Annotated in this window: 22 protein-coding genes; 10 read left to right on the forward strand and 12 right to left on the reverse strand. The window is 76.6% G+C overall.

Annotated elements, in window-relative coordinates:
- Positions 1–95 precede the first annotated feature (95 nt).
- Entirely contained in the window at positions 96–617 is a 522-nt protein-coding gene (locus ACIPSC_RS23440; protein WP_238859173.1) for a SigE family RNA polymerase sigma factor, read from the forward strand.
- A complete protein-coding gene (locus ACIPSC_RS23445; protein WP_400828038.1) occupies positions 604–1644 on the forward strand; it encodes a hypothetical protein in 1041 nt (346 codons plus the stop codon). The genes ACIPSC_RS23440 and ACIPSC_RS23445 overlap by 14 nt, the downstream gene beginning before the upstream one ends.
- A 50-nt stretch (positions 1645–1694) precedes the next feature.
- Here the strand turns inward: ACIPSC_RS23445 and ACIPSC_RS23450 are convergent, their stop codons facing one another.
- The 4 genes from ACIPSC_RS23450 to ACIPSC_RS23465 are packed head-to-tail and all read right to left on the reverse strand — an operon-like array spanning position 1695 to position 10589.
- On the reverse strand, positions 1695–5831 hold the full coding sequence (locus ACIPSC_RS23450; RefSeq protein ID WP_400828039.1) for a TIR-like protein FxsC: 4137 nt from the start codon (positions 5829–5831) through the stop codon (positions 1695–1697).
- Positions 5828–6997, reverse strand: a complete 1170-nt coding sequence (locus ACIPSC_RS23455) for an AAA family ATPase (protein ID WP_400828040.1) — start codon at positions 6995–6997, stop codon at positions 5828–5830. The genes ACIPSC_RS23450 and ACIPSC_RS23455 overlap by 4 nt, the downstream gene beginning before the upstream one ends.
- A 41-nt stretch (positions 6998–7038) precedes the next feature.
- Entirely contained in the window at positions 7039–9246 is a 2208-nt protein-coding gene (locus ACIPSC_RS23460; protein WP_400828041.1) for a hypothetical protein, read from the reverse strand.
- The gene (locus tag ACIPSC_RS23465) at positions 9243–10589 is read right to left on the reverse strand and encodes a hypothetical protein (RefSeq protein ID WP_400828042.1); all 1347 of its coding nucleotides are present in this window, start codon (positions 10587–10589) and stop codon (positions 9243–9245) included. Before ACIPSC_RS23465 ends, ACIPSC_RS23460 begins: the two co-directional genes overlap by 4 nt.
- 245 nt (positions 10590–10834) lie before the next feature.
- Here ACIPSC_RS23465 and ACIPSC_RS23470 point away from each other — a divergent pair, with 245 nt between their 5' ends.
- A complete protein-coding gene (locus tag ACIPSC_RS23470; RefSeq protein WP_400828043.1) occupies positions 10835–11260 on the forward strand; it encodes a hypothetical protein in 426 nt (141 codons plus the stop codon).
- Between the two features lie 46 nt (positions 11261–11306).
- Here the strand turns inward: ACIPSC_RS23470 and ACIPSC_RS23475 are convergent, their stop codons facing one another.
- Positions 11307–12407 (reverse strand): chemotaxis protein, encoded by a 1101-nt coding sequence (locus ACIPSC_RS23475; protein WP_400828044.1) that lies wholly within the window; start codon positions 12405–12407, stop codon positions 11307–11309.
- A gap of 216 nt (positions 12408–12623) precedes the next feature.
- Here ACIPSC_RS23475 and ACIPSC_RS23480 point away from each other — a divergent pair, with 216 nt between their 5' ends.
- Positions 12624–12875, forward strand: a complete 252-nt coding sequence (locus tag ACIPSC_RS23480) for a hypothetical protein (RefSeq protein ID WP_400828045.1) — start codon at positions 12624–12626, stop codon at positions 12873–12875.
- 49 nt (positions 12876–12924) lie between these two features.
- Here ACIPSC_RS23480 and ACIPSC_RS23485 read toward each other — a convergent pair whose 3' ends face one another.
- From ACIPSC_RS23485 to ACIPSC_RS23495, 3 genes are all read right to left on the reverse strand, one after another.
- A complete protein-coding gene (locus ACIPSC_RS23485) occupies positions 12925–14598 on the reverse strand; it encodes a sigma-70 family RNA polymerase sigma factor (RefSeq protein WP_400828046.1) in 1674 nt (557 codons plus the stop codon).
- Between the two features lie 308 nt (positions 14599–14906).
- The gene (locus ACIPSC_RS23490) at positions 14907–15764 is read right to left on the reverse strand and encodes a CAP domain-containing protein (protein WP_400828047.1); all 858 of its coding nucleotides are present in this window, start codon (positions 15762–15764) and stop codon (positions 14907–14909) included.
- A 387-nt stretch (positions 15765–16151) separates the two neighbouring features.
- Positions 16152–16706, reverse strand: coding sequence for a GNAT family N-acetyltransferase (locus ACIPSC_RS23495; RefSeq protein WP_400828048.1), 555 nt, complete (start codon positions 16704–16706; stop codon positions 16152–16154).
- A gap of 339 nt (positions 16707–17045) precedes the next feature.
- On the opposite strand from ACIPSC_RS23495, the gene ACIPSC_RS23500 reads away from it, so the two are divergent.
- From ACIPSC_RS23500 to ACIPSC_RS23520, 5 genes are all read left to right on the forward strand, one after another.
- A complete protein-coding gene (locus ACIPSC_RS23500) occupies positions 17046–18587 on the forward strand; it encodes an ATP-dependent DNA ligase (protein ID WP_400828049.1) in 1542 nt (513 codons plus the stop codon).
- A gap of 198 nt (positions 18588–18785) precedes the next feature.
- Positions 18786–19034: a ferredoxin gene (locus ACIPSC_RS23505; RefSeq protein WP_400828050.1), complete on the forward strand. Its 249-nt coding sequence runs from the start codon at positions 18786–18788 to the stop codon at positions 19032–19034.
- 223 nt (positions 19035–19257) lie between these two features.
- Entirely contained in the window at positions 19258–20478 is a 1221-nt protein-coding gene (locus tag ACIPSC_RS23510; protein ID WP_400828051.1) for a cytochrome P450, read from the forward strand.
- A 182-nt stretch (positions 20479–20660) separates the two neighbouring features.
- Positions 20661–20822 (forward strand): hypothetical protein, encoded by a 162-nt coding sequence (locus ACIPSC_RS23515; RefSeq protein ID WP_400828052.1) that lies wholly within the window; start codon positions 20661–20663, stop codon positions 20820–20822.
- Positions 20823–20930: 108 nt separating this feature from the next.
- On the forward strand, positions 20931–21287 hold the full coding sequence (locus ACIPSC_RS23520) for a hypothetical protein (RefSeq protein ID WP_395297842.1): 357 nt from the start codon (positions 20931–20933) through the stop codon (positions 21285–21287).
- A gap of 175 nt (positions 21288–21462) precedes the next feature.
- Here the strand turns inward: ACIPSC_RS23520 and ACIPSC_RS23525 are convergent, their stop codons facing one another.
- From ACIPSC_RS23525 to ACIPSC_RS23540, 4 genes are all read right to left on the reverse strand, one after another.
- Positions 21463–22356: a hypothetical protein gene (locus ACIPSC_RS23525; RefSeq protein WP_400828053.1), complete on the reverse strand. Its 894-nt coding sequence runs from the start codon at positions 22354–22356 to the stop codon at positions 21463–21465.
- A gap of 57 nt (positions 22357–22413) precedes the next feature.
- On the reverse strand, positions 22414–22698 hold the full coding sequence (locus ACIPSC_RS23530; protein ID WP_400828054.1) for a DUF427 domain-containing protein: 285 nt from the start codon (positions 22696–22698) through the stop codon (positions 22414–22416).
- Between the two features lie 74 nt (positions 22699–22772).
- The gene (locus ACIPSC_RS23535; protein ID WP_238859131.1) at positions 22773–23009 is read right to left on the reverse strand and encodes a DUF6296 family protein; all 237 of its coding nucleotides are present in this window, start codon (positions 23007–23009) and stop codon (positions 22773–22775) included.
- A gap of 62 nt (positions 23010–23071) precedes the next feature.
- Positions 23072–23308 (reverse strand): DUF2277 domain-containing protein, encoded by a 237-nt coding sequence (locus ACIPSC_RS23540; protein ID WP_400828055.1) that lies wholly within the window; start codon positions 23306–23308, stop codon positions 23072–23074.
- A gap of 190 nt (positions 23309–23498) precedes the next feature.
- On the opposite strand from ACIPSC_RS23540, the gene ACIPSC_RS23545 reads away from it, so the two are divergent.
- A complete protein-coding gene (locus tag ACIPSC_RS23545; protein ID WP_400828056.1) occupies positions 23499–24743 on the forward strand; it encodes an MFS transporter in 1245 nt (414 codons plus the stop codon).
- Positions 24744–24746 lie beyond the last annotated feature (3 nt).

Consider the following 24746-nt stretch of genomic DNA (forward strand, 5'->3'; position numbering starts at 1 on the left):
ACCAACACCGACGACGCACACAACACCTACGACCCGGCCGGCCGGGGCGGAACAGACCACCGGAACGACTGGAGCAGCATGGCGGGGACGGGACGATGAGGGAAGCGAACACGGACTTCGAGGAGTTCGTCGCCGCCCGCAGCCCGCGCCTGCTGCGCATGGCCTGGCTGCTGACCGGAGACGCGCACCTGGCCGAGGACCTGCTGCAGACGGCGCTGGCCAAGGTCTGGCCGAAGTGGGACAAGATCGCCATCGACCGGCCGGAGGCGTACGTCCGGCGGGTGCTGGTGAACTCGCACGTGTCCTGGTGGCGCCGCCGCTGGCACGGGGAGCTGCCGCACGGCGAGCTGCCGGAGCCGCCGACGCATGCCGACCCCTTCGAGGACGTGGTGGTCGGTCAGGTGCTGGCCGCCGCCGTCCGGGCGCTGCCGCCCCGTCAACGGGCCGTGGTGGTGCTGCGCTTCTTCGAGGACCTCAGCGTGGAGGAGACGGCCGAGGCGCTCGGCTGCTCCACGGGCACGGTCAAGAGCAACACGCACCGTGCGCTGAACGCGCTGCGCGGAAAGCTGCCGGCTCGGGAGCTGCTGCTGGACGGGGGACGCCGTGACGCGGCGTGACACCGGCTGGGGCCGGAGCGAGTGGGACGAGCGGAACAGGTGGGACGAGCGGAACAGGTGGGACGCGGACGGTGGCGCGACCGGTCCCGGTGACGAGCGCAGCGACGCCGAGGTGGAGAGCGAGCTGCGCGTCCTGCTGCAGCGGGCCGCCCCGGACCTGCCCGCGCCCGCCGACCGGATGGAGCGGATCCGCGAGCGGGCCGCCCGAAGCCGCAGCCGGCGGCGAGCCGCGGCCCTGGCCGCAGGGCTGACCACGGGTCTGGTCGCCGCCGCCCTGGCCGCTGCACCCGCACTGGCGCCGGGCCACTCGCAGGTCGCCCTGCCGCCCTCGGCCCGCACACCGGCAGCCGCCGGAATGCCCGGGTCGGCCGGCGTACCCGGCGCGGCCACCACGGCCCCGCCCCACCCCAGCCTGTCGCCGTCCCCGTCCCAGGCCAAGACCCCCGGCAGCAGCGCGGGTCCGGACGAGGGCTCGGGCCGGACCGGCGCAGACCCGGACGGCACGGCCCCGGCCTCCGGAAAGCCCGGGGCCTACTACAGCGAGCAGTCGATCCGCTTCCCCGATCTCGACAGTGTGGTCATCAGCCTGCCGGCCGGCTGGGCCACCATGTATCAGCCGTCCACCAAGCCACTCGCCGGCGTCGGGTACGCGGCCGATCAGATGCTGGAGCCCGGCGTGTACTGCGACGGCAAGGGAGCGAACTGCTCGCCGCTCGCCGCTCTGGGCGAGGGCGGCAGCCTGGTCAGCATCACCATCGTCACCGAGTGGGCGGAGAGGCAGAAGGTGGTCGGGACCGTCCTGCCTCCGGGGGACACCGGGCTGGACAAGACCTGCGCGCTGCGCGGCGGCACCCGTGAACTGGTGGGCCACCGGACCATCGAGGTGGACGACTCCATCACGGTGGTCCGGCTGTCGGCCTGTCTGAACCAGCCGTCGGCAAAGACGGTGCAGGTGATCGGGGACATGCTCGACTCGGTGCGGGCTACCGGCAACGCCATCGACATTCCCGCCGTCGGGACCGGCTGAGCCGGCCCGGCCCACGGCCTGCCTCCGGGGCAGGCCCGGGCCGGCGGCGGTCAGCGCAGGCGCGGGCGGCCCGGGCTCCCGCCCTCCTCACCGTCGGAGCCCCGACGGGGGCCGTCCGGCCAGCGGTTCTCGACCGCGCGGCGAGCGGCCGTCGCGACCCCGGCCAGGGCGTCCTCGAAGGCGCTCAGTGAGCCCAGGACGGGCAGGCGGTTCGCCCGAGGTCGCCCGGCCGGCAGGAAGCCGCCGGCCGCCAGCGCGGACCGGCTGAGCTCGGCCAGCTCCGCCCCGGCGGCCGTGTCGCCCGGATCGTCCGGGCTGCCCGGCTCCAGCACGGCCACCACCTTGTGGTTCCGCCGGTCGAGCCGGCGCAGCAGCGCGATCCGCTCGGCGTCCAGCAGGGCCCAGCGGTCGAGCAGCAGCACCGCGAGCGCCGTGGGCGACTCCTCCCCCAGCAGCCGCTCGCCCTCGGAGACGAGGTCGTACACGGTGGGTTCGAAGCCCATCCCGCGGAGCAGACCTGCCGTGTGCTCGGCCAGCGAACGGCCGAGGGTGCTCCCGTACGGGTTCCAGTCGGTGCGCTGCGGCCCGTACGCGGTGGGGCTCGGGCCGGCCGGCAGCTCGTCGCGGCGGCAGGAGAGGACGAGGACGCGCAGCTCCCGCACGCTCCGGCGGACCGGCTCGAAGGCGCTGGGCTGGGCGCTCAGGTCCAGCGTGCGCCCGACCGGGACGACCGTCTCCTCGGCCACCTCGACGATCCGCCGGGCCAGCCGGTGGACCGCCAGCTCGTACGCCGAGCGGTAGTAGCTCAGCTTCATCAGCGCGAACAGGCCCTCGCTCACGTAGTCGGGGCCGAAGCCGGAATGGTCGAACTGTAGTTCGCCGGCCACCTCGGGCAGCCGGTAGCGGTTCATGGGCGCCCAGAGCACCGGCACGATCGCGCTGGTGCGCTCCGACTCGCGGTCGGCCGCGTAGACCTTCCGCCGGGTGAACGTGTACCACTCCTGACCGCACGGCAGGCTGTCGAAGTAGCGCGGTGAGTAGAGCGGCACGAAGACCCGGCAGGTGGCCAGCTCCCGCGCGATCCGGTCGGCCCACAGCTCCCCCTGGTGCATGGACTCGTCCATGAACCCGACCGGGACGCCCGCGGGCACGTCGGTCAGCTGCAGCACCGCTTCGCAGAGGTCCCGGTAGAGCTGACGCACCCAGAGGTTCGGATCGCCGGCCCCGGTCGCACCGGCCCGCGGGGTGTGCGCGTAGCTGAGGAAGAAGTAGGGCCGGGCGCCGGCGAGCTCGGCCCCGCCGCCCGAGTCGACGAACTGCGCGTACCGGTGCCGGTAGTAGGTGCTCGCCGCCGCTGCCAGCTCCTCGGCCCTGGCGTCCGCACCGATGCTGCGGGCCCCGCGGGCGAGCCGGCTCAGGTCACCGCGGTCCGCGTGCGCCAGCAGCGCGTCCCAGAACGCGTCCGGCGGCACCGAGCCCGTCCGGCCGTCCAGGTACCAGGCCTCCAGCAGCGGGTGCAGGGTGTACGGCGCCCGGGGGGCGGCGCTGCCCTCGAACCCGGAGCCGTGATCCGCCCGGATCAGTCCGGCCCCGCCGGCGCCCTCCGCCGTCGCATCGGCCATCGCCCGCTCGAACCAGGTGTCCGTCGCCGGTGCGGTGTGCAGGTAGCCCGGCGCCGCCGCCCGCAGCAGGCTCGCGGGCAGGGAGCGGTGATGGCCCAGGCGCAGCGCGTCGAGCGCCGCGTCGAGGACGGCCCGGACCTCCTCGGGTGCCCGGTCGAACCGGGCCCGCAGCCCGGGCGCGGCCGTCAGCGCCTGGACGACCCCTCCGTCCGCGGCCACCCGGGCCGCCTCGGCGAGCCGCGGGTCGCTGCCGAGGACGGCGTCGGCGGCCTGCTGCCGGTCGAAGTACTCGGGCATCTCCAGCATCCGGACGTGCCGGAGCATCCCTCCCGCGGGGGATCCGGCCGGGCCGGGCGGGTCGTGCCGGTCCGTCCGGACCGTGCCCAGCAGGAGGAGCGGGCCCCGGGAGCGGGACCGGGCCCAGGCCGAGATCCGCCCGACCAGGTCGGACTCCTGGCCCTGCGGGGTGTTCAGCACCCGCTCCGCCTCGTCGAACCAGACCACCGTGCACCGTTCGGGCTCCTCCGGTCGGAGCTCGCGCCCCGGCAGGCTCTGCGCCCGCCACACCGTCCAGTCGGCGGGCAGGGCGCGCAGCGCCTCGAAGCACGCCCTGGTCCGGCCGGAGGCCGGGGCGCCGGCGATCAGCAGCACGGTCGAGATGCCCTGGGCGGCCCGGCCGACCAGGCGCCGGATCTCGGCGTCCACCGGGCGGTCGAGGTAGGGGGTGAGGTACGGCAGGCCGGGCCGCTGTTCGGCGGGCCTGACGCCGAGCAGTTCGGGCCGTTCGAGGGCCTCGGCGACGGTCATGGACGCCCAGGACTCCTCGGGCTGCAGGTAGGCCGCCGCCAGGGCCGGGGTCCGTGCCGGAACGGCAGCAGGCGACTCGGCGAAGGGCAGGGCGTCGGGCGCCAGCGCGCGGCTGCGCGTCTCCTCGGCCACCCGGACGGCCGGGAAGTCGGCGGCCGAGGCGCGGCGCGAGCGGAGGTAGGCGGCGACCTGGTGCCGGACGGTGCGGCGGATCCGGGCGACGGTGTCGCGGCGCTGGGCGCCGAGCAGGGCGTCGCGGACGCCGGGCAGGAAGTCGAACTCGACGACGTCCGGGTCGGTGCCGGGCGGCGGCGCCTCCCAGGGGGCGAGCAGGCCGCCGAGCAGCACCTCGGCGAGGTGGCCGTGGTCGGCCTGCGGGAGCATCGCGCGGCGGACCAGCGTCATCACCGGCAGGACCAGCGGGACGGCGGAGAGGTGGCCGGCCAGCTCCTGCGCCAGCGGGGACGCGCTGGCCCGGAACCGTTCCAGCGCCGGCTCCGCGGCGGTCGGGGGGCGGCCGCCGTCGGCAGCCGGGGGCCGGTCGGCCTCGTCGGCGGGCGGTGTCCGGTCGGCCCGGCCGGCGGGCGCCGCGCCCGGCTCGCCGACCAGCAGGCAGCTGAGCCGGCTGCGCCGGCCGCCGCCGGAGACCAGCGCCGCGAGCGCGGCCAGCGAGGCCGGGCTCGGGTCCACCACCGGCACGGGCAGCGGGCGGTCGGGGGCGTCGGCGCGCAGCCTCCGGTGGGTGCGCCCGCGCGCACGGGTGGCCGCGGCCTCCCAGGCGGTGTTCGGCGCGACCGGACCGGCGGCGCGCAGCCAGAGCGGGGCGGGGCGGACGGAGCCGCGCGACCAGAGGCGTTCGGGCAGCACGTTGAGGACGGCGACCGGTCCGTGCCGGCCCCAGCCCCGCAGCACCGCGTCCAGCGCCGGGCCGCCCCAGCCGCCGCCGACGGTGTCGGTGACGACCAGGATCAGGCGCCGCCCGGCCGGGTCGGCGATCTCCTGCGGACGGCGCAGCGCTCCGCCGGGGCGGGCGGCCAGGCCGGGCCGCCCGCCGGCCTCGGTCCCGCCGAGGTACCAGGTGCGGACGTCGCGGAAGACGCCGGTCTGGGCGATCACCCGGCGCAGCTCGGCGACGAGGTCGTGCCAGAGCGTCATCGAGCGGTGGGTGTCGATGACCAGGGCGAGGTCCAGCCAGCGGCCGGGGGTGGGGCGCAGCACGGGCAGCAGCAGGCCTTGGTCGACGCCGGCGCTGACGGTGGCCTCCTCGTCGAGTTCGGGTTCGCCGTGGCTGTCGGCGAGGGTGCGGCGGCCGAGCGGGCGCAGGGCGCGCATGACGGCGAGCGGGTCGGCGAGGGCGGCGGCACGGGGGACGCGGACGAGGTCGCCGCGGCGGGCGGCGGGGGCGTTCTCGGCGGCGCGGTCCGACCCGGGGGCGCCGGGGAGGTGCTCGGGTCCGGGTTCGGGAGCGTGGTCCGGCTCGGCGGGCGGGGCGGCGAGGTCGGCGGTGGCGTAGTGCTGCTCGAACGGCGGCTCGTCCGGGGCGTGTTCGTCCGCCGGACCGCCGTCCGGGCCGGCGCCGGGGGCGGCCTCGCCGGCGCTGCCGCCGGGGTCGGCGGGCACGGCCGGCCGGTCCCGGCCGCGGGCGGCGTCGTCGAGGCAGCCGGCCAGCCAGAGGATGTCCGCGAGCTCCTCGGGCCCGAGGCCCGCCGCCGAGGCGGCGTCGGCCTCGGCGAGGGCGCGCAGCAGCCGGTCGGTCATGGTGAGGCCGGTCCGGTGAGCTTCTGCAGGACGGTCCGGAGGAAGGCGTCGCGCTCGCCGTCGTCCGACCAGGCTCCGCTGAGGCGGAGTTGGACGGCGTTGAGCAGCTGGTCGGTGGCGAGGTCGCCCTCGGTGCGCTGCTCCTCGAAGGCCCGGACGAGGTCCTGGACGAGGCTGCGGCGCCGGTCGTCGAGCTCGGTGGGCAGGTGGAGCCGCTGTCTGATGATCTGTTCGAGTCTGGCCGGGCCCGGTGGCCGGACGTGCAGGCGGATGCAGCGGCGGAGGAAGGGCGGCGGGAAGTCGCGCTCGTTGTTGCTGGTGAGGACGACGACGGGGAAGGCGCGGCACTGGACGCGGCCGTGGTCGACGCCGACGGTGGCGGCCACCGGGCCGGCGGTCGCCGGTCCGGGTGGCACCGGGCCCGGATCGACCGGGCCGGGATCGACCGGTGCCGGTGCGGGCGGCACCGGTGCGCCCGGGGTGTCGAGGGTGTCGTGGGTACCGATCCGGACCCGCGGCTCCCGGGCGGCGATCCGGGCCAGCTCGGGAATCTCGAAGCCGCCGTCCTCGAAGACGGTGAGCAGGTCCCCCGGCAGGTCGATGTCGCTCTTGTCGATCTCGTCGATCAGCAGCACCCGGGGCCGCTCCTGCGGCAGCAGCGCGGTGCCGAGCGGGCCGAGCCGCAGGTAGGGCGCGATCGAGTGGTCCGGCTCCGCCGGGCGGGCCGCGGCCGGGCCGCCGGTGGCCCCGTCGCCGCTGAGCTGCTGGAGGTTGGCGTCGTGCAGCCGGCTGATCGCGTCGTAGCGGTAGAGGCCGTCGCGCAGGGTGCTGCGGCTGGTGATCGGCCAGTGCAGGACCGGGCCGAGGCCGAGGTCGGTGGCGATGCTGTAGGCCAGGGTGGACTTGCCGACACCGGGTTTGCCGGTGACCAGCAGCGGGCGGCTGAGGTAGAGGGCCGTGTTGACGGTGTCGATCTCGGCCTCGTCCGGCACGTAGCCGGTGCCGCGCCGGGCGGTCCGCTCCCAGGCCTGCCCGGTGGCCCCGGGGGCCCGGTAGTGCGGGTCGGGGGTGCCGTCGAAGTCCCGCCAGGGCGGCTGCTTGCCGGCCAGTCGGGAGAGCCGCTCCTCCGGGGTGCCCTCGCCCTGGTAGATCCACCAGTCCTTCATGTGCTGCTTCCTTCCCTTCCTGTCAGGACGGCGATCCCCCGTCAGGACAGCGATCTGGTCTGCGGGCGGTGGTCGGGGTCGTCCCAGAGCAGTCCGAGGCGCCGCGCGGACGGGCAGCCGGCGCAGCCGCCGGCGGCGGATCCGATGCGCAGCTTCCAGACGGCGGCGGGCAGTCGGTCGAGGTCGAGGCCGTTCCCGTCGTCCCCGGGGGCGCCACCGGGGCCGGCGCCGGGCGCGAGGAGGGCGGCCAGGCCGGACTCGGCGGGGCAGCCGGGCAGGCCGGCCGGGCGGTCCTCGGGGCGATCGGCGGTGCGGCCCGCCGGGCGGGCGCACGCGGCCGGGCGCGCGCCACCGGTGCGCCGCCAGACGGCGATCGGCAGGCCCGCGTCCAGCACCAGCTCCAGCCGCTCCGCGACCGGCACGGCGTACCGGTCGAGCAGGGCGCAGACCGGGTGGCCCTCGGCGCCGAGCCGGTCGGCGAGCCCGGGATCGAGCGCGGTGCCCTCGGTGAGCGCGTGGACGGCGTCCGGGTGCCGGCCGCCGTGCTCCCGGTACCAGGCCCACTTGCGCCGCCAGCGCCGCCCCGACTGGTGCGTCCGCTCGTCCGGGCAGCGGACCAGCACCTCGTAGGCGCCGCCGAGTTCGGCGCTGCGGCGGCCCCGAGTGGGCAGCGGCCAGCACTCGAACTCCTCCTCCAGCAGCGGCTCGGGGACGTGGAACTCGATCCGCCGCAGGTCCGGGCCGACGGCCGGGCCGAACAGCTGCCGGAGCAGCTCCGCGCGGACGGCCCGCAGGGGCAGCGGGCGGCCGGACTCCCAGAGCGCCTCGAAGCCGCGCCGGTGCAGCCAGATCCGGGCCAGGTAGGCGTCGTCGTCGCTGGACTCGGTGAGTTCGACGTGGAGTTCGGTGCGGCCGTCGCGTTCCGGCGCCGGCGGGGCGGGGACGGCCTCGGCGCCGAGCCGCCCGCCGGTGCGGCGGACCCAGTCGGCCAGCCGCTCGGCGCGCACCGGGTCGGCCTCGCGGGCGGCCAGGTAGCGGACGAAGGCGAGCGGCAGCGGCAGGCGCCGGTCGGCGGACCCGAGCCGGTGGTCGAGGTCGCGGACCACGGCCATCGGCTCCGCGGCGGGCAGCACCGGGCCCGGCGGGGCGCAGCCGGCCGCCTCGAAGGCCCAGCGGTAGGCGCGGTAGGCGTCCGGCGGCAGTCCGGGGCCGGGCAGCAGGCGGTCCAGCTCGGCCCAGGCCTGGTCGTCGAGGCGGGGCGCGCCGGCCGGTTCGTCCGGCCAGCCGTCGTCGAGGACCGGGTTGCCGTCCCAGTCGCTGATCCGCCACTGGATCTGCTGCCAGGCCTGGCCGCGGTCGGCGAGCGCGGCGAGGTCGGCGTGCACCTCGCGGGCGATGTCGGGCAGGTGGCGGAGGCTGTCGTCGAGGCTGCGGCCGGCCAGCCGGGCCAGCAGGGTGTCGGTGAGGCGGCCGCCGCCGTCGAGGTTCTGGGCGGGAAGGCCGGGTTGGGCGGCGTAGAGGACGAAGGTGCGGCGGCCGCGCACCGGTCTGCCGGTGCCGTAGTCCACCCGGCCGAAGGTCGAGCGGACGCCGGAGCGGACGTCCAGGCGGCAGGCGTCGCCGATCGAGACCACCTGGCGGAAGCGCTGGTGGACCTTGCTGGAGCGCCAGAACCGCAGCACCGAGTCGAGGTCGAGGTGGCGGATCGGCGGGGCCGAGGCGTCGGCGAACGGCAGCAGCAGCTGGTCGTGCTCGCCGGCGTAGCCGTGGCCGGCCCAGTAGATGAGCAGCAGGTCGCCTTCGCAGGCGGGCAGTTCGCGCAGCAGGGCGTCCTCGATCTCCCGGCTGGTGGCCGGGCGTGCGGCGGGGAGCCGGGCGTGCCCGGGCAGGGCGGAGCGTGGCGGTCCGCCGTTGGCCGACGGGGTGCCCGGCGTGCCCGGGCAGGGCCGCGGCGGCGCCCCGTCCGGGCCGGCCTCGGCGGCGCCGACGCGCCGTGCGTACGACTGCGGCGTGGGCCGCGGCCGGGGCGGCACCACCGGCGGGGCCGGCAGCGGGGAGAGGAAGAGCCGGACGTTGGCGGCGGGCACCCCGGCCGGGCCGGTCAGCCACTCGGCGAAGCGGACGGCGTCGCGGGCCGGGCCGCGGAGGTTCCAGTCGGCGCCCACGCCGTAGGACTCGATGCCGACGACGAGGGCGAACACCCGCTCGGGCGCGAGGCCCGCGGGGTCGACGTCGGCGGCGACGGTCACCCGGCGGCCCGGGCGTCGCCCGCACGCCTCGCGCGGGGGACGGCGGGCGGCGCGGCGGCCTCCGGTACGGCGGCGGCCTCCTGCGCGGCCGCGCCGTCCAGTGCGGCGGCGATCCGGTCGTAGAGGGCGGGGAGCTTGAAGTAGGCGCTGTGGCAGTACGGGAAGGGCTGACGGCTGCTCAGCTCGTGGTCGGTGACCCGTGGATCGCCGGGGAAGACCGGGGCGGCCCGGTAGCCGAGCACGTCCCCGGGGTCGTAGACGTTCAGCCACTCGGGGAATCCGGCGGGCAGCGCAGCGCCCGGCTCCAGCCCGTTGAGCGCGCCGAGCTCGTGCAGGAACGGTGCCTGGGAGCCGACGGTCACCAGCAGCCGCAGCCCGGCCGGCGTCTCGCCCCGGGCGGCGGCGAGCGCCAGGCAGTCCACCAGCGCGATGCCGCCGAGGCTGTGGCCGATCACCACGGTCGGGCCTGGGGCGGCGGCGATCCGGTCGGCCAGGTAGGCGCGCAGCGGGCCGCCGCGCGCCTGGTAGCGGAGGATGTCGCCGAGCGCCGGGGTGGCGCCGACGGTCAGGGCGCCGCGGTGGCGCTCCAGCAGCCGTTGTCCGCCGAGCCGCATCCCGAGCCGGCCGAGCACCCCGGCCGCCCGGCCCAGCGGACCGCGCGCGGCGCCGCCGAGGCGGTCGGTGAGGAGGAGGACCAGCCGGTCCCGCTCGTCCGCGGTGCAGAGGGCGGCCGGGCCGGCCAGGGTGAGCAGTTCGGCGGTGAGCGCGCGGGCGGTGGCGGCGGTCAGTTCGGCCCCGGCCGCCGGTTCGAAGGCCCGGTCGCAGGCCTGCGCGAACTCCTCGGCGCCGGCCAGCCGGTCGAGCGCGGCGGCGAGGTGGGGGGCGAGCACGGTGGCGGCCAGCAGCTCCTCCAGCTCGCCGGGACCGGCCGCGCCGCCGGCCGCCGGGGAGTCCGCGAGCTCGGCCAGCAGCCCGGCCACCACCTCGCCCGGGGTGCGGACCCCCGGCGCGCCGAACGCCTCGTCCTCGGCCGGCAGTTCGGCCAGCACCCGCAGCTCGCAGAGCGGGTCGACCAGCAGCAGCGTCCACCCGCCGTCCGCCCGGTCGACCAGCGCCTCCGCCGGCACCGCGCCGCCAGGGTCGGCCGAGGGCGCCGGGAGGCCGGCGAAGCCCGGGATGGATGCGCCCCCGGCGGCCAGCGTCACGCCGTGGTCGTCCCCCCAGTAGCAGGGCACCACGTCCGCCGCCGGGAAACGCTCCGTCAGTTCACGGGCCACCAGCTCGAACAGCGGGTCGTACCCCTCGCGCCGCACCCCGGTGCCGTGCACGAACAGGAACCGCATGCCGCCCCCAGGCTCTCCGCCGACTCCCCCGGCCCGCACGGCCGGTGCTCCGACCAGCACCCTAGGGCGTCCGCGGCGCTTCCCGCCAGGCAACGTCGCAGGACGGGGCCGGTCGGGCGGCGGCGGACGGCGGGGCGGGGAGCGGCGGACGGCGGGGCACCGGCTCCGGCCGGACGGATTGTCAGTACCCCTTGCTACGGTCTCAGTTGTCGGAATCGAGCACGATCGAAAGCTGGGGGACGGGGATGAACGAGGAGCTGCGGCGGTTCGGGGTGGAGGCCTACGAGCGCTGGACGGCGATGTGGAACGGCGAGACGGGGCTCGCGGCGGAGATCATGGCCCCGGAGTTCACGCTGCGGTACGCCCAGGCGGGCACCGAGGCCTTCGACGAGGCACGGGAGCCGGAGCAGCTCGCCGGGCTGATAGCCGGGTGGCACGGCCGTCGTTCCGGTCTGCGGTTCCGGTCCGAGGGGGTGGCGGTGGTGGACCTCGCACTGGTCGACGGCCTGCCGTCCGGAGTGGTGGCGCGGCCGTACCTGGCCGAGTTCACGGACGAGCAGGGCGGGACGGTCGCCCGCAGCGGGACGGACACCCTGCGGATCACGGCGGGCCGGATCAGCGAGGTCTGGTCGGTCTCCTCGGGCGCGGCCGGGCGGACGTTCTACCGCTGACGAGCGGGTGGGGGCCCGGCCGCGGCCCGATGGGATCAGGCGGCGGTCAGTAGCGCAGGACGGCGGCGATCCGGCCGCCGTCCGCGAGCTCGCCGGCGGGCACGAACCGCACCGTGGCACCGGTGTCCAGGGCCCGCTCCACGATCTCGTCGACCATGTCCTCGCGGACGTCGGGCTCGCCGGCGCCGGCGGGCACCAGGTGGTTGTCCGCCACGTTGACGGGCTCCCAGTAGTCCTCCTCGACCGCCAGCAGCGCCACCCGGCCCAGGGTGACGCTCTGCCAGACCTCGTCGATGCCGCTGGCCAGCGCCTTGTCGCTGCGCGCCTGGTCGAGGCGCTTGTGCACCTCGGCGACGGCGCGCTCCCCCTGCTGGGCCACCGTCGACCGGACGGCCTCGGCGACGGCGGCGGCCGCGGCGTGCCCGAGGCCGCCGCGCGGCACCTGGGCGGTGGCGCGCTTCACTCCGGAGCCCACCTCGTCCAGCAGCGCCAGCGCGGCGGCCTCGCCGAGCACGTACAGCGGGCGCTGGTCGGCCTCCAGCACGGCCGTGAGGGCGGTGTCCGCCTCGCGCAGGAAGCGGCGGGTCTCCTCGTCGCGGAAGGTGCTGGGCACGTCGCCGATCTGCTCCTGGCGCTCGACGTCCCAGTCCGGCAGGACCTGGTCGAGCGGGAACCGGCCCGACGTGTGCTCGACCAGCCGCGGCCCGGTCCCGCCGAACAGCGCGACCCGGTCGGCGGCCACCGTGAGCACCCAGTAGGGCGCGCCGGCGATGTACGCGGAGACCAGGTTGCGGGTCAGGAAGGTCTCGGAGAGCACCACGCGGGCGGGCACGTTGCGCGGCAGCGACCACACCTGGAACTCGCCGGGCGCCGCGAAGATCGCCAGGCCGTCCTCCGCGTGCACCAGGTCCACCTCGCGCAGGGCCCGGTCCAGCTGGTCGACCACGTCGAGCCGGTCGGCCCGGGAGACGGCCTCGTCGGCGTGCAGCCGGTTCTTGGCCTCGGCGACCAGGTTCCGCAGACGCACCGGGTCCTGGGCGTTGTCGGGCTCCCTGCGGTGGGTGGGCAGCAGGACGGAGACGGCCGGGTAGCGCCGGGGGCGGCGCAGCTCGGCGAGGACGGTCGGCGTGAGCTCGGCTGCGTACATTCGGATGCCCTTCTTGTCGCGGTTGCCTCAGCGGGCGCGGAGCGGGGAAGCGCCCGTGCACCCGGGTCACTCCGGCGAAGTGCCATGGTTTGCCGGATTTGCCCCCCGACCCTTCCCCATCCCACCGCCCTCCCATGCCACCCGCCACCGGAAACCCGCCGTCACCCGCCCGATCGGCACCCGTGACCCGGGTGGCGCAGCGTCGTTGGACGGGGCATGAAGAAGCGCAGCATGCTCGCCGTCGCCTCGCTCGCCGTGGGCGTCGTGGCCTCCCTGACCGCTCCCAGCGCGCACGCGAGCGCGGTCGGCGGGCAGGGCGACCTGACCGGCCCGCTCCAGCAGGGCGGGACGGTCACCTCGGCCCCGGACGCCGTCCAGGGGCAGGTCGGCGACGCCGGCGGCGTGGTCGGCGACGCGACCAGCCACGTCACGGGCCAGGCGGACGGCCTGGTCGGCCTGCCGGTCTGACCGGGGTCCGACCGGGGCTCACCCCGCCGGCCGGACCGGCCGTGCACCGCTAGCCGAGCTGGCTGCCCAGGTCCTGGGTCCACAGGAGGCCGGCCGGGCCGGAGGCCACGCCGATGCCGACGTCCTTGAAGGCGCAGTCCAGCATGTTGGACTGGTGGATCCCGCCGTCCATCCAGCGGGAGAACACCGTGGACGGCGCGCTCGGTCCCCGGTCGATGTTCTCGCCCCACTGCGACCACTTGTAGCCGGCGGCGGTGATCCGGGCGTCGGCGCGGGCGCCGTCCGGGTTCACGTGGTCGAAGAAGCCGCGCGCCACCATGTCGTCCGCGTGCTTCTGGGCGGCCGTGTGCAGCTTCGGGTCGATCCGCAGCGGGCCGCAGCCCGCCTTGGCCCGCTCGGCGTTGACCAGGTCGACGAGCTGCCGCTCCGGGGTGGGCGGGGTCGAGCGCGTGGCCGTGGGAGTGGGCGTGACGGTGGGTGTGACGGTGACCGGCGGCGGGGTGACCACCGGGGCCGGTGGCGGCGTCGGCGTCTCGGTCACGGTCGGCTCCGGGGCCGGCAGCGCGGCGAGCGTGGCGGTCGGCACGGCGTCCGGCACCGTCGCGGGCGCACTGGGTTCGGGCACGGCCTGCTCGGGCTGCGGGCTGCTCGGCCAGACCAGGGCGAGGGTCGCGACGGCGAGGACCGTCGCCGTGCCGCCCGCGACGGCGGCCTTCCGCCGCGCCAGACCGCCCCAGATCCCGCCACCGCCCGGGTCGGCCGGAGCACCGGCCTGCGCACCGGCCGCCTGCCCGCCGCCGTGGCCCGCGCTCCCGGCGCCGGCACCGCCGTCACCCGGGCCGCCGTCACCCGGGCCGCCGGCGTTGGACGCCCCGGAGTCCGAGCCGCCCCCGTGCGAGCCCGCGGCGTTCCCCGCGCCGGCCGTGGGCTGGAAGGGCAGGGTGATGGGCATGTCCGTCGGCACGGGCACCAGCGCGAGGCCGGCCAGCAGCCCCTCGGCGGGGAAGAGGTCGCGGCCCAGCCGGTCACAGCGGGCGCAGCCGCGGATGTGCCGGGCTATCCGCTTGCGCCAGACCGAGTTGGGCGTGCCGTCCCACCCGGTCGTCACCTCGGCCAGCTCGGGGCAGCGCGGGTAGGCCGTCAGCGCCCGGACCACGACCCGGCCCGCCTCCAGCTGCTTCTTCATCCGCTGGACCCGGACGGCCGCGTGCTGCGGCGTCAGGTCGAGCGCCTCGGCCAGCTCGGCCCGGGTGAGCTCGCCGGACGCCTCCAGCCACCAGAGGGCGAGCAGCTCGCGGTCGTCCGGGTCCAGCCAGCGGGTGGCCTCGGCGGTCTCCCGCCGCTGCCCGGACAGGCCGAGCCGCAGGATGGTGAGGTCGGTGAAGTCGGCGCGCGGGTCGACGACCTCCCAGCTCTCGTCCAGGCCGCCGACGGGGCTCTGCTGCTGGCCCGTGAAGCGGCGGCGGACCTGGTTCATGGTGATGGCGACCAGCCAGGAGCGGAACGACTCCGGGTCGCGCAGCCCGCCGAGGCCGTCGAGCGCGCGGATCATGGTCTCCTGCGCGACGTCGTCGACGTCGGCGTGCCCGTCCAGCGCACGTCCGGCGACGTTGTAGACGAGGGGCAGCCAGGTGGCGACCAGCGCCTCCTTGGCCTGCCGGTCGCCCGCCTGGGCCGCCAGCACAAGGGTCGTCCCGGTCCGGTTCTGCACGTCAACGTTCATGGGTCCGCACTCCGTCTTGCCGTGTTCCGTCCGCCGCTGCCTCCTCGGAGACCTCCGGGGAGTGCTCAGATAACAACAATTTGCGCGGATTCGGAAAACGGGCCGCCAACGGGCCCGCCGGAAGCCTCCGGACGGGCCCGCCGGGCGGGTCGGGATGGTGCAGGGATCGTGGCGGACGGATGGAGGGTGCGTGGTGACAGAGCGACGGAAGGGGGTGGGGTGGCCCCGGTCGAACGGCGACGGCGATCGGCACGGGCAGGGGCGGCGGGGGTGGACGGGACGACGAGGGTGGTCGGTGGGGGCCGGGATCAGGCCGGGGCGGCGAAGACCTGGGTCCACCAGGGGCCGCCTGAGCCGGTCCGCACACCGACGCCGATCTGCTTGAACGAGCAGTTGAGGATGTTGGCGCGGTGGCCGGAGCTGTTCATCCACGCGTTCATGACGGCGGCCGGGTCCTTCTGGCCGCGGGCGATGTTCTCGCCCCAGCTGCTCCACTTGTAGCCGGTGGCCTCGATCCGGTGGTCGGCGTGGAACCCCTCGGGGCTGGCGTGGTCGAAGTAGTTCCGGTTGGCCATGTCCTCGCTGTGGTTCTGGGCCGCGGTGGCCAGCCGGGACTCGGCGGTGAGCGGCCCGCAGCCCGCCTTGGCCCGCTCGGCGTTGACCAGGTCCACCACCTGCTGGGCGTACTGGTCCGACGTCCCGCCGCCACCGGCGCCGCCACCGCTTCCGGCGGGCGGCGGAGCGGCCTGGGTGGTGCGGCCCGCCGTCGCGGTGGTCGCGGAGGCCTTCGGGGCGGTGCTCGCCTTGCCCGAGGCGGACGCCGTCGGGCCGGTCGCCGACGGGGTGGCGGAGGCCTTCGTCGAGGCGGTCGCGGTCGCGGTCGGCGAGCCGGTGGCGGTCGCGGTGGCGCCCGGGGACGCGGGGTCGCCGGTGGCGGCGTGCGCCTGGTCGGTTCCGCCCGGGGTGCCGGCCATGGTCGGGTCCCCGCCGCCGGCGCCGGGGACCTGGATCCCGTCGTGGTCGCCGGCCTCGGCGGCGATCTGCGGTTCGAACGCCACGGCCGCCCGCTCGTCGCGGTCCCCGGTGGCGCTGGTGTAAACGCCGAACCCGGCGCCGGCGAGCGCCGCGACCACGCCCGTGCCGGCCACCGCGGCGACCACGGCCACGACCGGCCCGACCCCGCCGCGCCGGCGCCCGCGCCGACCCCGGCCACTGCGCCGGTCGGCAGCGCGGCTCGCGACTCGTCCGCCGTCCGCGGCACCGCGGCCGGACGCGGGGAGGATGGTCGTCCTGTCTTCGCTGTTCACCTGGGCACACTTCCTGTGTTCGGGGCGTCCGATCGGCCGGTACGGGTGCCGACACATGGGAGACCACCCGGCCCGGGTGCGGATAACAGAAAGTACGAACGAATTTCCGATGATCCGATGACCGGCCGGTGCACTCCGGTCGGCGCACTCTACCCGGGCCGCCCGGCGACGTCCCGGGCTCGGCGAAACCGGGGACGGCCGGGCCGACCGGGGCGACCGGCGTGGGCGATGCCGCCCAGGGCCCGCTCAGCCCTCGTCCGGCGCCATGTCGTAGGTGACGAACATCGTCCGGGCGGCCACCTGGTCGTACTTGCTGCGCGCCCGGTGGTTGTCGTCGGCGGTGATCCACCGCACCACGTTCCAGCCGCGCTCGGCGGCGATCGCGCGCAGGCGGGCGAGCAGGGCGTCCACCGCACCGCCGCCGCGCACGTCCGGACGGACGAACAGATCGTCCAGGTAGCCGCCGACCGCGCCGTGCAGCGGCCGGGAGAACGGCCGGTAGTGCGCCAGGCCGACCGGCGTGCCGTCGGTGTCACGGACCAGCAGGCCGTCCAGTTCGTGCGCCGGGTCGGTCAGCCAGAACCAGACCAGCTCGGCCTTCTCCGGCGGCATCGGCACCCGGTAGAAGTCGCAGTAGCCCCGGAACAGCTCGCGCCAGACGGCGAAGTCGCCGGCCCCGGGCTCGTCGACGGTCCAGCGGGCCGCGGCGGGGGCGGCGGGGGCGGCGGGGGCGGCGGGGGCGGGGGCGGCGGCGGTGACAGCAGAGGCGGCGGGGGCGGCGGGGGCTGGGGTCGGGGTCACGGGCGTCATCTCTCGGTCTCCGGTCGTCGGACGTCAGCACGGTCACGGCCGGATGCGGCGGTGCGGCGGTGCGGCGCACCCGGCGCACCCGGCGTTGCGCCAGCATGACGGTCCGTCGACTCCGGGCCGGATCGACGCCGTGGACAAGTCCGGCACGGATTCGCTCCGGAGCGGCGGTGGTCAGGACACCGCCAGCGGCGGTCCGCAGGCCGGGCCCGCGCAGCGCCCCGTACCGGACGCCGCGCAGCGCCCGTGCCGGCCCGCGGGCGCGTGTCCTGCCGCCACGGGCCGGGCCGGTCGCCGATGCTGGTGCTGCACGCCCTCCCCGAGGAGCCCACCATGCAGCTCCGGCACCTGGCCCTGACCTCCCGCGCCGTCGCCGGTGAACCCGGCCGCCGGGCGAAGACCGCCCTGCTCGCCGACTGCCTGCGCGAGCTCGGCCCGGCCGAGGCGCCGTCCGCGGTGGCACTGCTCTCCGGCGAGTCGCACCGGCTGCGCACCGGCATCGGCCCGGCCGCCCTGCGGGACCTGCCGCCGCCGGCCGCCGAGCCGTCGCTGGGCGTACGGGAGACCGAGCAGGCGCTGGAGGGCATCGCCGCCGTGCACGGCGCCGGGGCGCAGGCCGAGCGGCGCCGGCTGCTCGGCGGGCTCTTCGAGCGGGCCACCGACGTCGAGCAGGCCTTCCTGCGGGCCGTCCTGGTCGGCGATCTGCGTCAGGGCGCGCTGGACGCGGTGGTGGCGGACTCCGTGGCCCAGGCCGCGGGCGTGCCCGCAGCGGCGGTGCGGCGGGCGCTGATGTTCCGCGGCTCGGCGCGTGCGGTCGCGTCGGCCGCACTCACCGGCGGCCGGCCCGCGCTGGACGCCTTCCGGCTGGAGGTCGGCCGTCCGGTCCGGCCGATGCTGGCCGCCTCTGCGCCGGACGTCGGATCCGCCCTGGACCGGATCGGCGAGGCCGCGCTGGAGTGGAAGCTGGACGGCATCCGGGTCCAGGTCCACCGGGACGGCCGGGACGTCGCCGTGTTCACCCGCAGCCTGGACGACATCACCGCCCGGGTGCCCGAGGTGGCGGAGGCGGCCCTCGCACTGCCGCTCGACGCGGCCGTCCTGGACGGCGAGGCGATCGCCCTCGGCCCGGACGGCCGCCCGCGCCCGTTCCAGGACACCGCCGCCCGGACCGCCTCCCGGCAGGACCCCGCCCGGCTCCGGGCCGAAGTCCCGCTGAACGCCTACTTCTTCGACCTGCTGCACCGGGACGGCGAGGACCTCGTCGACCGGCCGGGCCGGGAACGCTGGTCCGGGCTGGCCGAATCGGTCCCCGCCGATCTGCGGGTTGCCCGCAGCGAGGCCGCCGACCGGGAGCAGGCGCTGACGTTCTTCCGCGACACCCTGGCGCTCGGCCACGAGGGCGTCCTGGCGAAGGACCCGGCGGCGCCGTACGCGGCCGGCCGGCGCGGAGCCGGGTGGATCAAGGTGAAGCCCCGGCACACCCTCGACCTCGTCGTGCTGGCCGCCGAGTGGGGCAGCGGCCGGCGCCGCGGCTTCCTCAGCAATCTGCACCTCGGCGCCCGCTCCGGCGGCGAACCCGGGCTCGGCCCCTGGGTGATGCTCGGCAAGACCTTCAAGGGCCTGACCGACGAGACGCTCGCGTGGCAGACCACGGAACTCCTCGCACGGGAGGTCGAACGCGACGCCTACACCGTCCGGGTCCGGCCGGAACTGGTGGTGGAGATCGCCTTCGACGGCGTGCAGCGCAGCCCCCGCTACCCCGCAGGGCTGGCGCTGCGGTTCGCCCGGGTGGTCCGCTACCGGCCCGACAAGAGCGCCGCCGAGGCCGACACCGTGGGCACCGTGCGGGAGATCGCCGCTGCGGAGGGGCTCTGACGGTCGGCCCACTGCCGTGACGGCCGCTCAAACCTCCTCCGCCCCAGTAGTTTCCCGTACCGGCACGAAATCGGCCATTCTCCGCAGAAGCGGCGACACACCCTTCGTGTGCGACAGAGCGGCGGTTAGGTTGACAACGACAGCGGGGGGCGGCCGGCCCGGACGATCCGGTGCCACACCACTGAGAGGTGTCCGTACATGCAGGTGAGCGTCGATCGGGACCGCTGCTGCAGCTCCGGCCAGTGCGTCCGGACCGCGCCCGACGTCTTCGACCAGGACGACCGCGACGGCCTGGTCAGACTCCGCGCCGCCGCCCCGGCGCCGGGGCAGTTCGCCGACGTGCGGCTCGCCGCCGAGCTCTGCCCCGGCGGCGCGATCACCGTCGCCGAGCCGGCGGGCGGCGGAGCGGGCGGCGCGGTGGGCGACGCGATGGGCGACGCCGCGTAGGCCCGCGGCAGCCTCCCGGACGCCCCCCGCCGCTAGCCACCACCTGCCACCACCTGCCACCAACCGCTGTCCACCACCCACGACCCGCCGCCCGCCACGGCCACGGCTGCGCCGCCGGCCGCGCCGGATTCGCCTCCGCCGGGCGGGACTTGTCCACTCCCCCACCCGCGCCGCCGCAGCCGACGCTGCGGCCGCGCACGCTGCCACGCAAGGAGATGCCACCTTGACGAGCACACCCACCGCTCCCGCGGCCGCGCCGCTGCTTCCGGCGCCCCACGACCGCCGCTGCCCGTTCAGCCCGCCGCCCGCCTACACCGAGGCCGCCCGGGCGGGCACGGTCACCCGCGCCGAGATGCGCGACGGCTCCTCCGGCTGGCTGGTCACCGGCTACCAGGAGGTCCGCACCGTGCTCTCCGACCGCCGGTTCAGCGCCGACGCCGGCCGGCCCGGCTTCCCCGGCTTCCTCCCCGGCCGGCGCGAACTCGCCGCCGCCAACCCCACCTTCGTCCGCCTCGACGACCCCGAACACTCCCGGCTACGCCGCATGGTCACCGAGGACTTCCTGGTCAGGCGGGTGGACGGGATGCGCCCCGACATCCAGCAGATCGTCGACGAGGCGCTCGACCGGATGACCGCCGCCGGCCCCTCCGCCGACCTGGTCGCCGCCTTCGCGCTGCCGGTCCCCTCGCTGGTCATCTGCCTCATGCTCGGCGTCCCGTACGAGGACCGGCAGCTGTTCCAGGACCTCAGCCGGGTGCTCGTCAGCACCACGGCCGACGAGGCGCAGGTGGTCGTGGCCCAGCGGGAACTGATGGACTACCTCGGCGGACTCGCCGCACAGAAGCGGATCAGGCCCGGCGACGACATCCTCAGCCGGCTCGTCGCCCGCGACGACCTCAGCCTCCGGGAGATCGCCGCCACCGGCCTGCTCCTGCTGGTCGCCGGGCACGAGACGACCGCCAACATGATCGGGCTCTCCACGCTCCTGCTGCTCCGCGACCCCGGGCAGGCCGCCCGGCTCGCCGACCCGGCGGCCCTGCCCGGCGCGGTGGAGGAGCTGCTGCGCCACCTCACCATCGTCCACACCGGCCTGCCGCGGGTCGCCCTCGAGGACGTCGAGCTCGGCGGCACCCTGATCCGGGCCGGCGAGGGCGTGGTCGCGATGCTCTCCACCGCCAACCAGGACGAGGCGCTGTTCGGCGCGCCCGGCACCCGGCCGGCCGGCGAGCTGGACCTGGCCCGGGACGCCCGGCGCCACCTCGCCTTCGGCTTCGGCGTGCACCAGTGCCTCGGCCAGCCGCTCGCCCGGCTGGAGCTGCAGATCGCCCTGGCCACGCTGTTCCGCCGGCTCCCCGGGCTGCACCTGGCCGCACCGGAGCGCGAGCCCGCCTTCCGCTTCGACTCCCTCATCCACGGCCTGAAGGAGCTCCCGGTCACCTGGTGAACCGGGTCGGCCCCGCTAGGTCCTGTCCGGCCCCCGGGTTCCGTTGGCTCCGGGGCGGGCGCGGGGGCAGGCTGGAAGGGCGAAACAGATGACCCGGTCCGGCGGACCGTGCGGCGCCATCGCGCGCACACCGCGGCGACGCCGGCGCGTGCCCCCGGCCGGCCGAGGAGACGGAGCCCGCGATGACCGATATGAGCGCACGGTCCGAGGTGAGCGTCGACCGCGAGGAGGACGTCCGCGCCGCCGACCCCGAGGAGGGCATCACCTCGATGCAGAACCTGCACGCGCAGGACACCTCGCAGGCGGAGGGCGAACCCCTGGAGGAACCCGAGAGCCGTAGCTGACCGTCCGCGACGGACGAATTTCCACGAGGCCGCCCGGCAGCGGGCGGCCTCCGCGACCGCGGGTGTCGTTGCCGCGTCGGCGGCGGCCCCGCGGGGGAGGATGGGCGCATGAGCGAGCAGCAGCAGGGCGCAGCAGCGGCACCCGGCGGCCGGCCGACCGAGCCGCCCGCGGACCCACGGGCATCGTGGGCCACCTGGACCACCCAGTCGATCATCAGCGGACCCGGCGGCGTCACCACCGCCGAGGTCGGACCGATCTCCGGCGACCTCACCGTCCACACCACCTGGGTGGACGGCGAGACCCGGCTGACCGTGCAGTACACCGGGGCCCTGGACTGGTACACCGTGGCCGGCAGCCCGGTACCGGCGGGGGACGAGATCACCGCCCGGGCGATCCACCAGGCCATGGTGAACGCCGTGAAGGCCGGGAGGGGGGCGGGCGCTCCGTCGGCGCCCGGTATGTGACCCGCTCCCCCGGCGGCCCGCCCGTCCGGACCCTGTGGGCCAGGAGCGGGCCGTCGGTGCGGGCCGGGAGCGGGCCGTCGGTGCGGGCCGGGCGTGCGCGGGTCCCGGCCGTGCCCGGGATCGGCCCGGCGGGCGGGCGGTGGCGGCGCACTGACGGTCGCGGCGGGCCCGCCGCTCAGGAGCCCTTCCCACCCCGCGCGGGCGGGGCCGCGGCGGCCCAGTAGCCGGCGTCGAGCGGTCGGCGGGAGCTCAGGTCGCGCCGGACGGCGCGGGCCAGCTTCCGGGTGTCGCGCCGGTTGATGGCGGCCCCGATGCCCGCGCCGACCAGCATCGGGATCAGCGTGGGCAGCCGGCGCAGGGTGCTCCGGGTGAGCCGCTTGCGGACCTGCTGGCGCACCTCGCCCCCGAGCGCCATCGCGGCGAACCCGGCCGGCTTCACCAGCGAGGTCGCGTCGATCCCCCGCCGGTTGGCCCACGCCCCGACGTAGGCACCGGCCCGCTGGACGGTGGTCCCCTGCGCCGGGAAGCCGTAGACCTCGTGCAGCTCGGCGATCAGCTTGATCTCGACGGCCGCCACCGCGAGGGTCTCGGCGACGATCTCCACCGGCATCGCGGGCGGCACGGGCAGCATCGCTGCCGCGCCGACCCCGGCGCCGAGGGTGCTGGAGGCCCGGGACGCCCCGGTGATCAGCAGGTCGGCCAGCTGATCGGCGTCGAGCGCCCTCGGGTGCTGGGCCCGCAGCGTCGCGAGGTTCCGGACCGGGATCCGCGGCGCCGCGTGGATCAGCTGGTCGGCCATGGTCCGCCCGCCGTACGCGGCACCCTTGGCGGCGGCCCGGCCGCCCTTGGCTCCCCGGGCGAGCGCGCGGGCGACGGAGTCGACGAGGGCCGCTCCCAGGCGCCGGCCGCGCGCGGCCCGCTCCTCGGCGGTCGGTGCGCCCGGGCCGGCCCCGGCGTCCTCGGCGGGCGTGCGTTCGAGCTCCTCGACCAGTTCGGCGATCTCACCGGCGATGAGGTCGGGGGTCGGCTCCGGCTCGCCGGACCGCCCCGGTCTCCTGAAGATGGCCATGCTCTGCCGGTACCCGGTGGCGCCGCGCGGTACGCCCCGGGGCGGGTCGAACACGCCCTACTCGATGATCTCCACCCCGCGCCAGAAGGCGATCCGGCCCCGGACGTGCTCCGCCTCGGGCTTCGGATCGGCGTAGTACCAGGCCGCGTCGGGGTTGGTCGCACCGCCGACGTGGACGGTGTAGTACTCCGCGGTGCCCTTCCAGCCACAGACCGTGGTGGTGTCGGACGGCCGCAGGTACTCGGCGCGCACGGACTCGGCCGGGAAGTAGTGGTTGCCCTCGACGACGGTGGTGTCATCGCTCTCGGCGATGACCGTGCCCTGCCAGCTCGCTGTGGTCATGCGCCGATTCTGCCGGACGGCCCGGCCGCCCGGGCCGGATTCGCCGCGGCCGTACCGGCAGAGAGGGGCGGGCCCTACGGCAGTGGCTCGGCGTGGACGGGGAAGTGCGGGGACTGGTGGCCGCCGCTGGCCAGCATCCGGACCTCGCCCGCGTCGCTGATCTCGGCCCGGACGATGCCGCTGGCGTCCTCGTACACCGGGTGCCCGCCGGGACCGGTCGCACTCGTGCGGGTGACCACCACGACGTCCTGCGGAGCCTGCGTGCCGGGGGTGCCCGGGAAGGTGAGTGCGTAACGGTCCGCGGGGTTCATCGCCGATCTCCTCCTGCTGGTGGTCGCGGCCGGGTCCGGCCGGTCGTCGCACGCGCGTCCGGTCAGGCGCCGACCCTGGCGGCACGGGCGGACTGGCCGCGCACCTCCAGCTCGGCGAGCAGCGTGGCCGTAGCCTCCGTGACGGCCTCCACGGCACGGTCGAAGGCCTCCCGGTTGTGCGCCGCCGGGGCCCGGAAGCCGGACACCTTCCGCACGTACTGCAGGGCGGCGGCGTGGAAGTCCTCCTCGGTGGCATCGGGCGTCACCGGCGGGCGGAGCGTCTTGATACTGCGGCACATGCCCCCAGTTTCGCGCGCGCGGCCACGGCTGGCGACCCCCCGCCGTCACCCGCGCGTCACGGGCACCACGCCGGGACGCCATCCAGCCGGATTAGGATTCCGCGTGAACCAATCGGTTTCCGCCCCCGCCTGCCCCCGTTCCCCCCGCTCCGCCCTGCCCCTCGTGCGGTCGTCACCCCGGAGTCCCGCCTTGCCACTCGCGCTGGTCGCCCTGGCCGTCACCGCGTTCGCCATCGGAACCACCGAATTCGCCGCCATGGGGCTGCTCCCCCAGGTCGCCGACGACCTCGGCGTGTCGATCCCGCAGGCCGGGTGGCTGATCTCCGCCTACGCGGTCGGCGTGGTGATCGGCGCGCCGCTGCTCACCGCGCTGGCCGCCGGGCGGCCGCGCAAGGCCGTCCTGGTCGGCCTGGCGGCCCTGTTCGCGACCGGCAACCTGCTCTGCGCGGTGGCGCCCGAGTTCTGGTCGCTGGCCGCCGCCCGGGTGGTCACCGGACTCCCGCACGGGGCCTTCTTCGGTGCGGGGGCGGTGGCCGCCGCCGAACTGGCCGCCCCGCACCTGCGTGCCCGGGCCGTCGCCGTGATGTTCTCCGGCCTGACCGTGGCCAACATCGTCGGCGTGCCCGCCGCCACCCTGCTCGGCCAGCACCTGGGCTGGCGGGCCACGATGCTGGTGGTGGTCGCGATCGCCGCGGCCGGCACCGCCGCCATCGTCCGTCTGGTGCCCGAGCTGCCCGCGCCCGCCCGGGGCGGGCTCCGGAACGAGCTGGGCGCGTTCCGCAACGGACAGCTCTGGCTCGCGCTGGCCACCGTCGTGTTCGGGTGCGGCGGCTTCTTCGCCTGCTACAGCTACATCACCCCGCTGCTCACCGAGGTCTCCGGCTACGCCACCGGATCGGTCACCCTGGTGCTGGCGCTGTTCGGGGTGGGCATGACGATCGGCAACCTGCTCGGCGGCTTCGCCGCCGACCGCGCGCTGCGCCCGACCGTCTGTGCCGCCTTCGTGCTCTCCTCCGCCTCGCTGGCGCTGCTCGCTGTGACCGCCCACGCCCGGTGGTCGGCGGCGCTGACGGTGGTGCTGGTCGGCCTGTGCGGCTTCGCGATCGTGCCGGCCGTGCAGACCCTGGTGATGCAGCAGGCGCGCAGCGCCCCCACGCTGGCCTCCGCGACGGTGCAGGGCGCGTTCAACCTGGCCAACGCCCAGGGCGCCTACTTCGGCGGCCTCGCCCTGGACGCCGGGCTGGGCTGGACCTCGCCCACCCTGGTCGGCTCGGGGCTGGCCGCCTCGGGCGCGGCGATCGCGCTGGCCGCCTGGGCGGCCGACCGCCGGGGCCCGGACCGGGCGGCCGGGGGCGCCGAGGGGGCGGCGGCCGGGCCGGAGACTGCCCCGGCGGTGGGCCGGACCGAGCCGGCCCCGGCGAGCACGCCCGCCTGAGCG

Origin of the sequence: Kitasatospora sp. NPDC090091 (genome assembly GCF_044747365.1) — a bacterium.
Lineage (GTDB): Bacteria > Actinomycetota > Actinomycetes > Streptomycetales > Streptomycetaceae > Kitasatospora.